A 12,699-nucleotide genomic window follows, 5' to 3' on the forward strand; every position below is an offset into this window, starting at 1 on the left:
ACCCTTTAAACGATTAAATGTGAATAATCATTTTAAATATTTTTAAAATAAAATCACAATATGAGAGATTATTTTCTGTTCAAGTTTTTTCTAAAATACGCATTTTTATACTCAGTTGGTGTGACGTCTTCAAATTTTTTGAAAAGTTTCATAAAATGCTTATCGTCATTAAATCCAACCTGAAGAGCAATTTCTCTTATTGAGAAAGACGAGTTTAATAGAAGTTGTTTAGAAGCATAAATTCTTGTTTTGTTGATGTATTTTAAAAGTGACGTACCAGTATATTTTTTAAATGCCGAAGAAAGGTAATCTTGATTGTAGTTAAATGTTTCAGCAATTTCATGTGCAGTTAAATTTGAGTTATAATTTATATTTATCCAGTTTGCAATTTCATTTATTTTGCAATTAGCATTGGATAATTTTTCATTTTGGTGAATTATATTATCCATGAAATCTTGAGAAATTTCCATTGCCAATAGGCTTAATGCATAATTGGTTAAATATTCAGAATAACTTTTCTTGTTCGATAGATCAAGTAGTTGACGAAAAATAAGGCTGGTTCTTGCAGCAGAAGAAATTGAACCATATTCAGGTAAAATGTAAACATCTGAAGAAGCTTTTTTTAATTCATTGCCAAGATCAAATATATAATTTTTAATTTGCTCAGAGTTTAAAAGTTTATATTCAGCAGAAGTAATTCTAAAATGACACCAATAGTAAGAAAGATTCCCTTCAGATTTCTTATAACCATAGTGGGTATGAAAAGGAAATAATATAATGAACTTATTTGGAGTAAGTTCATATTTTTTATCATCTTGTGCAATGTATAGAGTTCCCTCGCAACCAATTAGAATAACAAAAGTATCGAGGTTTCTTTTAGAATGTATAAAATTTTCATTATTTATTAATTTTCCGCTAGAACAATGATTAAGGGGATATTTATTATCCGAAATAAAATAAAACATATAGGATTTCACCACCTATTCTAGTAAAATGAAAGTTGTTTCTATATAATAAATATACTATAGTTATATGTATAAAAGCTAGTCATATGCTTAAATAATAGCATTTGTATTTTAGAGGAATGAATAAAATAGTTTTTGATAATTATAATAAATTAACCACCCCAAAATAAATTTAGGAGGAATTAATAATGAACTCAAATACTTTTAGTAAACCTTTGCAAATAAATCATATAAATGTAAAAGATAATTTTTGGAAGAAGATGATGGAGTTAGCAAGAACTCATGTTATTCCTTATCAATGGGAAGCATTGAATGATAGAATAGAAGGTGCTGAACCAAGTTATTGTATGCAAAATTTTAAGATTGCAGCTGGGATGATGGAAGGTGAATTTAAAGGTTTTGTATTTCAAGATAGTGATTTTGCAAAATGGATAGAAGCGGTTGGATATTCTCTTATGTGGAATAAGGATGAAGGACTTGAAAGAATTGCAGATGGAGCAATTGATATTGTCTGTGCGGCACAGCAGCCAGATGGATACCTAGATACTTATTACATTATAAACGGATTAGATAAAAGATGGACAAACTTACGTGATAATCATGAATTGTATTGTTTAGGTCATTTAATTGAAGGGGCAGTAGCTTATTATGAGGCAACAGGAAAAGATAAGTTATTAAATGCAATCGTAAAATATGTAGACTATGTGGATACTATATTTGGGCCAGAAGATGGCAAATTGCATGGATATCCAGGTCATGAAGTAATTGAATTGGCTTTAATTAAACTCTATAAAATAAAAAAAGATAAAAAATATCTAAATTTAGCAAAATATTTTATAGATGAAAGAGGCAAGTCACCGTTATATTTTGAAGAAGAAGGGAAAAAGTATAATAATAAGTTCTGGTGGGAAGATAGTTACTTTAAATATCAATATTATCAAGCAGGTAAACCAGTAAAAGAGCAGGAAGTTGCAGAAGGACATGCTGTAAGAGCTGTATATTTATATTCAGGAATGGCTGATGTAGCTAGAGAAACAAATGATGATGAGCTTTTAGAAGCTTGCAAGTGCTTATGGAATAACATGACTAAAAAGCAAATGTATATAACAGGTGGAATTGGATCATCACAATATGGTGAAGCATTTACCTATGATTATGATTTACCTAATGATACTATTTATGCTGAAACTTGTGCATCCATTGGATTAGTTTTCTTTGCAAGGAGAATGCTTGAGATTGAACCTAAATCACAATATGCAGATACAATGGAAAAAGCCTTATATAACGGAATTATAAGTGGAATGTCAATTGATGGAACAAAGTTTTTCTATGTAAATCCTTTAGAGGTGGTTCCAGAGGCATCTGAAAAAGATCATTTACGAGCTCATGTAAAAGTTGAGCGTCAAAAATGGTTCGGATGCGCATGCTGCCCTCCTAATCTCGCAAGACTTTTGACGTCTATAGGAAGTTATGCATATACATTAAGAGAAGATGCAATATTTATGCATTTATACATGGGAGGAGAAATTTTAGCTGATTTATCTGGAAAGAATGTAGTATTTAATATTAAGACAAACTACCCATGGGATGAGAGTATAGATATTAATTTAAATATGAAGGAAGAAGCTGACTTTGAATTTGCATTAAGAATTCCTGAATGGTGCAGAAATTATGAAATAGAAGTTAACCGAGAAAAGATAAATTGCAGTATAGTCGATGGATATGCTTACATTAATAGGAAATGGAAAGATAATGATAAAATTAACATTTTATTTAAGATGCCTGTAGAAATAGTTAGAGCAAATATAAATGTAAGGGAAGACATGGGAAAAGTTGCTGTAATGAGGGGACCAGTTGTTTATTGCCTAGAGGAAGAAGACAATGGACCTAATCTTCACAGAGTTTATTTAAATAGTAATCCTAAATTTACTTATGAATATGACAAAGATTTCTTAGGTGGCGCAATAGTACTTGAAAGTGATGGACGACTTGCTAAAGAACAGGATTGTGATAAAGATAAGTTATATGTATATGATTCTAAAATTGAATTTAATGAAAAGAAGTTAAAATGGATTCCATATTATTTATGGGCTAACAGAGCACCAGGAGAAATGATAGTGTGGGTGAGAAAATGTATTTAGTTCAATAAAGTTTAAATTTAAATAACTTGTACGCTGTTTATGCAGCTGAAGATAGTATATAATTTTAAATGAGCCTAAAGCAAAAAGCATAAACGTAGGAGGGATTTAATTTTGAATGAAATTTTGACTAAAACAATAGAGGAAATGGCGGATATGGAGTTTGACTGCAGCTGTGGAAAAAAACATAGAATAGACATAAAACATATCTATGTTGGAGAAAATGTATATAATAGAATTCTAGATGTCGCAAAAGAAATTTTACCAAAAGAAATTTTATTAGTAAGTGATAAGAATACTTATAAAGCACTTGGCAAGTGTGTAGAAAATGAACTTACTGAATCAGGTTATAAGATAAATAATATTATATTAGTTAGTTATGGAGATTTAATTCCAGATGAAAAAGCAATTGGACGAGTATTGGTTGAAATAAATAATGAAACAGAGCTTATAGTTGCTGTGGGATCTGGAAGTATTAATGATATATGTAGAATAATAAGTGCAAAAACTCATATTCCTTATGTTATAATGGGAGCAGCTCCATCAATGGATGGATATGCATCAACAGTATCACCTCTAATTATTGATGGGGCAAAGGTAACATATCCTGGGACTAATCCATATGCTATTATAGCTGATTCAAATATTATGAAAGATGCTCCATTTGAGATGATATGCGCTGGATTTGGTGATATACTAGGAAAATATACAGCACTTTCTGATTGGAGATTATCTAATATAATTCATAACGAATATTTTTGTGATACAACAGAAAAGCTAGTAAGAAATGCTATGTATAAATGTTTTGAAAATATAGAAGGAGCTGTTAAGAGAGATGTTAAAGCAATAGAATATATAGCGGAAGCACTTATCCTATCAGGAATAGCAATGACTCTTTCTGGAAATTCAAGACCAGCATCAGGAGCAGAACACCATTTGTCTCATTATTGGGAAATTGATAAGCTTTCAAGAAAATTAGAACATCCTTTGCATGGTAATTCAGTTGGAGTTGGTACAGTAATATCAGCATGGTTGTATAAAAAACTTAATATTGAAGAAAGGTTTGGGATAGAGACTCCAGTGCCAGAAATAATAATAAATTTATTAAATTCTATTGGAGCTAAGTCCAATCCAGAGGCGTTAGGAATTGAGAAAGAATTATTTCATAGGAGTGTAATTCATGCTCTTGAAATCAGACCTAGATATACGATTTTGCAATATGCAAAAACTGAAAATATGTTAGAAGAATATGCAAATGAATTAACGAATTTATTTTACGGAGAATGATAATATGCTAAAAGATAAAAAATTATTTTTATTAGATATTGATGGTACAATAGCTTTAGATACCACATTAATCGATGGTACATTAGAATTTATGGATTATGTTTTAAGTATAGGTGGTAAATATATATTTATAACAAATAATTCAACAAAAAGTATAGAAGATTATATTATGAAGTTTGATGATTTTGGAATTAAAGTTGATAAAACAAGTTTTGTAACATCATCTTATGCAACCGCAATATATCTAAAAGAAGTATATAAAGATAAAAAAATATTTGTTCTTGGAACAAAATCATTTATTAAAGAACTAAGAAGATTTGAGTTGAATATTACAGAAGATAAAGATGAAGATATTGTTTGTGCAGTAGTAGGCTTTGACAATGAATTAAATTATAAAAAGATAGAGGATATATGTGAATTACTATCAACAAGAGATATTGATTATATAGCTACTAATCCAGATCTTGTTTGTCCGACTAGCTTTGGTTTTGTACCAGACTGTGGATCAATATGCGAAATGATTGAAAATGCAGTTAAAAGACAACCTTTATATATTGGAAAGCCTAATAAAACGATAGTGGAAATGTGTCTAGAACAAACTGGATTTACAAAGGAGCAAACTTTAGTTATAGGAGATAGATTGTATACAGACATTGCCTGCGGTATTAATGGTGGTGTTGATACAGCTGTAGTATTTACTGGAGAAGCAACAAAGGAAGATTTGAAAGATACAGAATTTAGACCAACATATAGCTTTAGTACAATCAAAGAGTTATATGAAAAGTTAGCTTTTTAATATACTTTTAGTCAAGTAAGAATTACGAGCTGTTAAGATTGAAATTCAAATTTTGTTTTTAGCAGCTTTTTTATAATGTTATGAGGCGTAATATCTGAGCTGAAATGGTAAATTTATAGTAAGTCACTTGATGAAAAATATATACCATATGAAAAAATGTATGCTAGATACAATAACATTCCATAGTAGTTTTGGACTTATTATTTATTTTATGTGCTTAATTAATTATATACAATTTGTTTATAATAATTATTAGAAGAATATAATTTTCATATCGCTAAGATAATGATTTTGATATAATATTTTTATAACATAACTAGATAGGAGGAGATTATAGGATATGAATTTAGAATATATTATGAATAAGTTAAAAGATCAGAAACCATATATTAATGGCTGGAAAAGAATGAGAAGGTCAGCTATAATTATTCCACTAGTTGAGATTGATAATGAGGTACATGTATTATTTGAAGTTAGGTCTAAAAAATTAAGGAGCCAGCCAGGAGATATATGCTTTCCAGGTGGGAAAATAGATGGAAATGAATCTCCTAAGGAAGCTGCACTTAGAGAAATATCTGAAGAACTTGGCGTAAAAAGCATTAATATAGTAAATGAATTAGATATTATAGTAAGGTATGATGGCATAATAATTCATCCGTATGTAGGAATTATTAAAGATCTTGATGAAATAAAGATAAGTGAAGATGAGGTTGATCATGTGTTTTATATACCGTTATCTTATCTTTTAGATCATAAGCCTCGTGTATATAATAATAAAATAAATATTGAAAGAGACAAAGAATTTCCATATGATTTAATTGTTAATCGAGAAAATTATAAATTTAGAGAAGCTAATTATAGATCTTTATTTTATAAATATGAAACTTATAATATATGGGGAATCACAGCTGAGATGCTGCAAGATTTTTTGGAGAATTTTGTAGCCCACAACTAAACTCCACCGATTCCCACTAAACACTGGCGATTCCAACCAAACTTTGACGAAACCGCCATTCTGGTCGGAATTCAACCCGATCAAAAATTCAAACAAAATCCAGAGCTGAGAGTAAAATCTCGGCTCTTTTTTCATGCAGAGAATTAGATTTAAGGGAGAAGTAAGAGAGGATTAAGGAGAGAGTTAACGTGAGATATAGCAAGGCTTTAGAATGATTTTTGAGAGACGGGAAGGGAGGCTTCGGCTACGCCATTGGCGGGCATATTCGGAGTTAAGGGAGAGCGATTGGGAGAAGGAAAAGGTGAAGTTCTTAATCCTATTTTCGTCAAAGTTTCGTGGTTTTCCGAATAAAGGTTGGCGAAGAAAGAGGTATTGAATACCATGATTTTTGGGTAGAAAATTCTAAGAAGTGTGACGGAAATTGACGGGAGAATGTGGGGGGAGATGGAGAAAAAACATCATGGTTTAAGGTTCGAGTACAAATTTGTCTTAACTCCTCAAACCACCCCAAATCTAATAAAGTTTGATTAAAAAGAAGGATTGAGGAAAAAACTTAGTCCTTTTTTTGCGAGAAAAATAAACGAGGAAAACGAGTAATATCAACGATTCTAAATTATTTATCCCTTGAACCTGAATAATGGTTTGTTCAAACTTTGATGGAATTCTGATTAAACTTTGATTAAAAAAGAAGTATTTAAAACCATTATTTTTGGTACAGGAGCGTGAGCAAACTTTTTTAGAATTAACGGGGGAATGCGGGATGAAGGGGGGAGTTTGAGAGAGAATTAAAGGGTGAGTACAGAATTTGTAACTAACTCTAAATAATAAAACATCTCTCTCAAACGCACAATAATTCCTATAAAGCCTAGTTTTTTACTCTAGACTTCTCTGGAATAGCATCTTGATTGGAAATATGGTTAAACAATAATTCACGAAAAAAATCCAGAGCTGAGAGTAAAATCTTGGCTTTTTTTCATACTAAAAAATAGATTTGATAGAGAAGTAAAGTTTTATTAAGTAGAAAGTTAAAATTAGTGCAAATAATTGTAAGTGGATGATATAATTTACATAAAGTAAAACAAAATTATAATTTGTATGATAGGTTAGATTAACAATTTGTTGGTAAATGAAATTCTCTGATACCATGACTTAAATGATAAGAATATATGTGTAATAATTAAGTCAAAAGAATTAAAGTTATTTTACATCAATATTTATGAATCATGAATATCAAAAAATGTGATTGGAAGAAATATTATATAAATGATATTCAAGAAAAAACAAATTTATACAGGTAGAGAATTTAAAGTAGGAATAGAATTATAAAATTTTTGGAGGTAAGTATGGATCAAAAAAGAGTTGCAGGAGAAAAATCAACAGAATATATAAAAGATGGGATGATATTAGGATTGGGAACAGGCTCGACAGCTTATTACATGATTAAAAAAGTTGGAGAATTGATTAAAAGTGGAATGAAGATAAAGGCTGTAGCAACATCAAAAAGTACTGAGAGTTTAGCAAGAGAACTTAAGATTCCTTTATTATTAATTGATGAAGTTGATAGGATTGATTTAGCAATTGATGGTGTAGATGAAATAGATAATGAATTTAATGCCATTAAAGGTGGTGGAGGAGCTTTATTTAGAGAAAAAATTGTGGCTAGTTTGGCCACTGAAGTTATATGGATTATGGATGAAAGTAAATTAGTTGATGGCATTGGAGAATTTCCTTTACCAGTTGAAATATTACCATATGGATACAAACATGTAATTAAAGAATTACAGGATTATTCCTTAAATCCTAAAATAAGAATGAAGGAAGAAGAGATTTTTGTAACTGATAATGGTAACTATATAGTTGATTTGCATATAGGAAAGCCAATGAACATCAATGATGTTTACAATAAAGTTAATAGAATAACTGGAGTGCTAGAAACAGGATTATTTATTAATATGTGTGATCGTATTATCATTGGGACAAATAGCGGCGCCAAGATTATTAATAATGTCAAGATCAAAAATGTAAAGATGGAGTAATCTAGGCAAATATTATTTCATTTTAGAATGTACAGAGGGGGATGATGATATGATAAGGGAAATAATAAATGAAGATTTCAATGGGCTAATGCAATTATATATGCAACTGCATAATGATTCTATGCCAGAGAAAACACCAGAAATAATGGAAGTATGGAATAGAATTTTGGAAGACAAAGAACATCATATTATTATTGCAGAGGAAGAAGGAAAGATAGTGTCTTCGTGTGTTTGCGTCATAATACCAAATTTGACACACAATCAACGACCATATGCTTTTATTGAAAATGTAGTGACTGATAAACATTATAGAAATAAAGGATTAGCAACAGCTTGTTTGAACTACGCAAAAGAAATAGCGATTAAAGAAAAGTGTTATAAATTAATGTTATTAACTGGTTCCCAAAAAGATAGTACGTTAAATTTCTATGAACAAGCAGGATATAATCAAAATGATAAAACAGCTTTCAGACAGTGGATATAATACAAATAGCAATTTATCTGATAATGTGTAATTTTTTTCTGCATAAGAGTATCACATTATAAAACTATAAATTTAAGGGATAAAGAGAATTTTGAAATTAAAGATTCGAGTTTTAGTCATGGTATAAATAAGCGCAAACAGTTTTTGTATAAGTAGAAAAGAGATGGTTTATTTAAATCACTTTATATAGTAAAAGAATAGAGGGATTAGAGTGAATAAGGAGTTTTTAGAATCTGAAAGATTATTTTTGAAGCCTTTATCTTTTAAGGAATTACAGTATATAAATAAAAATGAACTTGATAATATTGAAACTCAAATTGAATTAGAAGCACTATTAGATTCTGTTAAATTAGCAATATCAAAAAAACTAATTAAAATGAAAAACATTGATGAAAATATCCATGAATGGTATACATGCTGGCTAATTATTAATAAGGAAAATCAAAAAGGAATAGGATTTATTGGATTTAAAGGATTAGCTGATGTAAATGGGTATTTAGAAGTTGGATATAGCATTTCATCTAATTATAGAAGAAAGAGATTTATGACAGAGGCTTTAGAAACATTAATAGGATGGGCGGGTAAATTTAAAGGGGGTAAAGGTATAACAGCCAGAGCTTTAAAAACTAATTTTGGTTCTATTAAAGTATTAAATAATTGTAATTTTGAATTATTCAGCTCTACTGAGCAAGAGAATATTTATATTAATAAGCTTAGATAAATTAACTTAAATGTATTTAATAAGGTTTAAGCTCAAAATAATATAAAGACCAAAATTTCTGCATTGTCATAAAAATGACTATGGTAATATTGTTGCTAATATGTTTATGAGCATGATTCATTGCTTAGTTTTAGGAGAAATTAAAAATATAAGGAGAATTTAATTTATGAATAACGATGTCTATAAAGAGTGTCCAAAATATAAAAATAAATTAATTACATTAAGAAGAACAGGCAAGGAAGATTTAGAAGAATTGCTTAAATGCTATTCAGATGAAAAAGCAGTACCATTATTTAATTCTGATAATTGTCATGGAGATAATTTTAATTACAAAACAATTGAGAAAATGAGACAAGCAATTGATTTTTGGGAATATTCATATGAAAATAGGCAATTCGTAAGATGGACAGTAATTTTAAATGATACTAATGAAAAAATTGGGACTATAGAAATGTTTCACAGGTTAGCAGAAGATGAATTTAATCACTATGGTGTTTTAAGAATAGATCTGCAAAGTGAGTATGAGACTCAGCACATAATAAAAAATATATTAGATATCGCAAATGAATTCTTTTATGAGGCTTTTGATGTTAAGCGTATCTTAACGAAAGCAGTTCCAATAGCAAATGAACGTATAGATGCATTAATGGAGATGGGTTATAAACCAATTAATAAAAAATTTATTGTGTATGATGATTATTACTGTGGAGCAATTGAATATTAAAAACAATATAAAGTTTATTTTATTTTTTAAGAGCTTATGCATAATCAAAAAAATAAGAAGTCAATCTGCCAAGCCTATTTTCCGTCATGCTGAGTCAGTAAATTGCCCTAATAGACCTGTTATGAGACCAATTTAATTACTTGCGTGATGAAAAATAATCATAGCATTTTGGACTTGTTATTTTCTTTCATATGCCTAAAATTATAAAAATTCTAAGCTCTTAATTAATTATAAAATTAATTATTGAAAATCTCCTTTGCAACCGCTACAGCATTTAATACTTTTGGAAAGCCAACATAGGGAATACATTGTAAGAATACTTCTATTATTTCTTCTTTAGATATCCCAACGTTTAATGCTCCGTTAATATGAACTTTTAATTGGTTTTCGCACCCTCCTAGCGTAGTAAGAGCAGATAAAGTAACAAGCTCCCTTTGTTTTAAATCAAATGTTGGTCTTGTATAAATATCTCCAAAAGCAAATTCAATAATGTATTTTCCAAGGTCTGGAGCTATATCCTTAAGTGATTCTATTACAGCTGTTCCAGCGTTTCCATCCACCTCATTGAGTTTATTTATCCCTTTTTCATATCTATTTTCCATAATTGTAATACCTCCTATTCTTTGATAATATTATCTTATATGATGGAGTTAACTCCATGTCAAGAGGTAGGTGATTATTTTGAATTATTATATAGGAGAGTTTTCTGAAAAAATTGGTTTGAGCATTGATACACTAAGATATTATGAAAAGCTTGGTCTGATTTATCCTGAAAGAAATGAAGCTAATAAAAGAGTATATTCTGAAAAAGATATTGAGTGGCTAAAATTTATAATTCGATTAAAGGAAATAAATATGCCAATTAAGCAGATACAATACTATTCTAAATTGAGATATGAGGGCGATGATACAATAAAGGAAAGATTAGAATTACTTGAAGAACAAATGGATAGGTTAAATATTGAAAAGAGAAAAATCGAAGAAAATATAATGCACTTGGATAAAAAGATTGGTATTTATAAGAAAATGATAGGTGAAAATTAACTAATGACTGTTTAGATGATTTTTATTAAATAATATATGGGAGGATTGAAATGAGCAATATGCAAGCAATTATATGGTTTTTTCCTATATTATTTATTATCCATGATTTTGAAGAAATAATTTTTATACAATCATGGATAAGTAAAAATAGGTATTATTTATGTGAAAAGTTTCCAGCGTTATCAAAAAAATTATTGCCTCATTTCGATAATATTACAACGGCATCTTTTGCTTTTGGGGTAGCTGAAGAATTTATTACTTTATTGTTGAGGTAGATAAACTTAATCTGTAAGTACCATATTCCATAATTTTATCAAGTAATAAATTAATTTCATCCATATTAGAGCATATGACTTTAAGCAAATAGCAGCCATCTCCACTAATCCTATGGGCCTCAGTTATAATTGTATTTTCTTTAATAAATTTTGTTAATTTATCATGTTGTGTGGTTTTCATGAAAATAGTAATAAATGCAGTAATGTTTTTGCCCAGCAGAGAATTATTAATGCATACAGTATACTGTGTTATTATACCTAAATCCTGAAGTCGTATAATTCTATTGGATACTCCCTGAGGGGTTAAGTGTACATGATCACCAATTTCCTTAAGCGGTATTTTTGAATTAATCAATAGCATGTTTAAAATCTTCAAATCTATTTCATCAAACATATAGCCTAAAATCCTTTCATTTTTAAAGAGAAACTAATGAATATCTTTCACATTTCAACCTTAATTTAAGATACTATTAGTATAACAAATATAAGTAAATCAGCAAATATAAAGGTGGAATGAAAATGAAAAAAGCATTACTAGTAATTGATGTGCAAAATGAATATTTTACAGGTAAATTAAAAGTAACTTATCCTAATAATAGCTTTGATAATATATTGAAGGTAATGGATTATGCAAAAGAGAATAATATAATTGTTATATTTGTACAGCATACAGCACTTTCTGGAGACACATTTATTAAGAATTCAAATGGATGGGAACTACACTCAATGATTATTGAGAAATCGTACGACTATCTTATTGAGAAAACTAAGCCAAGCAGTTTTTATGAAACAAATTTAGAAGAAATATTAAAAAAAGAAAATATAACTGAGATAGTTATCTCAGGATATATGACTCAAATGTGCTGTGACACGACAGCGAGGGAAGCTTTCCATAGAGGCTACCACGTTGACTTCTTGTCAGATGCTACAGGTACTATAGATGTAAATAATGAAGTGGGTTCTATAAGTAGTAAAGATCTTCATAAAGCTACTTTAATTGCTCAAAGTTTAAAATTTAGTAATGTAATAAGTACTATGGAATGGATGAAATTATCTAAAATTTAATTTTGCATAGTACTCATATTATAAATAGAATATAGATTATATCTATAAATGATGCTAGGGTTAAAAGTAGCTTTCTTTGTTACTTTTAATCCTATTATTTTTATAACTAGAAAAATAAAGAAGTTTAGTTTTCAAAAAAATATATATATTTGAAAATTATAGAATGGTCAAAGTCCAGCAAATTAGGTATTCGTAGCTATTTTAATCTC

The 12,699-nt window shown here is 29.0% G+C and carries 14 protein-coding genes; 11 read left to right on the forward strand and 3 right to left on the reverse strand.

Annotated features, from left to right (window positions below; genetic code table 11):
• Window positions 1-68: 68 nt before the first annotated feature.
• On the reverse strand, window positions 69-965 hold the full coding sequence (locus tag T483_RS0112920; protein WP_026887232.1) for an AraC family transcriptional regulator: 897 nt from the start codon (window positions 963-965) through the stop codon (window positions 69-71).
• 188 nt (window positions 966-1,153) lie between these two features.
• Between T483_RS0112920 and T483_RS0112925 the strand changes: the two genes are divergently transcribed.
• The 8 genes from T483_RS0112925 to T483_RS0112965 all read left to right on the forward strand — a co-directional run bounded on the left by T483_RS0112925 (window position 1,154) and on the right by T483_RS0112965 (window position 10,106).
• The gene (locus T483_RS0112925; protein ID WP_026887233.1) at window positions 1,154-3,106 is read left to right on the forward strand and encodes a glycoside hydrolase family 127 protein; all 1,953 of its coding nucleotides are present in this window, start codon (window positions 1,154-1,156) and stop codon (window positions 3,104-3,106) included.
• Between the two features lie 111 nt (window positions 3,107-3,217).
• Entirely contained in the window at window positions 3,218-4,390 is a 1,173-nt protein-coding gene (locus T483_RS0112930; protein WP_026887234.1) for a sn-glycerol-1-phosphate dehydrogenase, read from the forward strand.
• A 4-nt stretch (window positions 4,391-4,394) separates the two neighbouring features.
• Entirely contained in the window at window positions 4,395-5,186 is a 792-nt protein-coding gene (locus tag T483_RS0112935; RefSeq protein WP_026887235.1) for an HAD-IIA family hydrolase, read from the forward strand.
• 340 nt (window positions 5,187-5,526) lie between these two features.
• Window positions 5,527-6,141, forward strand: coding sequence for an NUDIX hydrolase (locus T483_RS0112940; RefSeq protein WP_026887236.1), 615 nt, complete (start codon window positions 5,527-5,529; stop codon window positions 6,139-6,141).
• Between the two features lie 1,343 nt (window positions 6,142-7,484).
• A complete protein-coding gene (gene rpiA / locus T483_RS0112950) occupies window positions 7,485-8,177 on the forward strand; it encodes a ribose-5-phosphate isomerase RpiA (protein ID WP_026887237.1) in 693 nt (230 codons plus the stop codon).
• Between the two features lie 49 nt (window positions 8,178-8,226).
• The gene (locus tag T483_RS0112955) at window positions 8,227-8,661 is read left to right on the forward strand and encodes a GNAT family N-acetyltransferase (RefSeq protein WP_026887238.1); all 435 of its coding nucleotides are present in this window, start codon (window positions 8,227-8,229) and stop codon (window positions 8,659-8,661) included.
• 211 nt (window positions 8,662-8,872) lie between these two features.
• Window positions 8,873-9,382 carry a GNAT family N-acetyltransferase gene (locus tag T483_RS0112960; protein WP_026887239.1) on the forward strand — a complete coding sequence of 170 codons (510 nt, stop codon included), beginning with the start codon at window positions 8,873-8,875 and terminating at the stop codon, window positions 9,380-9,382.
• Window positions 9,383-9,548: 166 nt separating this feature from the next.
• Window positions 9,549-10,106 (forward strand): GNAT family N-acetyltransferase, encoded by a 558-nt coding sequence (locus T483_RS0112965; RefSeq protein ID WP_026887240.1) that lies wholly within the window; start codon window positions 9,549-9,551, stop codon window positions 10,104-10,106.
• Window positions 10,107-10,342: 236 nt separating this feature from the next.
• Here T483_RS0112965 and T483_RS0112970 read toward each other — a convergent pair whose 3' ends face one another.
• Window positions 10,343-10,708: a carboxymuconolactone decarboxylase family protein gene (locus tag T483_RS0112970; RefSeq protein ID WP_026887241.1), complete on the reverse strand. Its 366-nt coding sequence runs from the start codon at window positions 10,706-10,708 to the stop codon at window positions 10,343-10,345.
• Window positions 10,709-10,787: 79 nt separating this feature from the next.
• Between T483_RS0112970 and T483_RS0112975 the strand changes: the two genes are divergently transcribed.
• The gene (locus tag T483_RS0112975) at window positions 10,788-11,150 is read left to right on the forward strand and encodes a MerR family transcriptional regulator (RefSeq protein ID WP_026887242.1); all 363 of its coding nucleotides are present in this window, start codon (window positions 10,788-10,790) and stop codon (window positions 11,148-11,150) included.
• A 50-nt stretch (window positions 11,151-11,200) separates the two neighbouring features.
• Entirely contained in the window at window positions 11,201-11,425 is a 225-nt protein-coding gene (locus T483_RS0112980) for an HXXEE domain-containing protein (protein WP_026887243.1), read from the forward strand.
• Here T483_RS0112980 and T483_RS0112985 read toward each other — a convergent pair.
• Window positions 11,406-11,819: an Lrp/AsnC family transcriptional regulator gene (locus tag T483_RS0112985; protein ID WP_026887244.1), complete on the reverse strand. Its 414-nt coding sequence runs from the start codon at window positions 11,817-11,819 to the stop codon at window positions 11,406-11,408. The genes T483_RS0112980 and T483_RS0112985 overlap by 20 nt on opposite strands.
• Before the next feature lie 125 nt (window positions 11,820-11,944).
• Between T483_RS0112985 and T483_RS0112990 the strand changes: the two genes are divergently transcribed.
• Window positions 11,945-12,490, forward strand: a complete 546-nt coding sequence (locus tag T483_RS0112990) for a cysteine hydrolase family protein (protein ID WP_026887245.1) — start codon at window positions 11,945-11,947, stop codon at window positions 12,488-12,490.
• Window positions 12,491-12,699 lie beyond the last annotated feature (209 nt).

The organism is Clostridium beijerinckii HUN142, from assembly GCF_000621745.1.
Classification (GTDB): Bacteria; Bacillota; Clostridia; order Clostridiales; family Clostridiaceae; genus Clostridium; species Clostridium beijerinckii_A.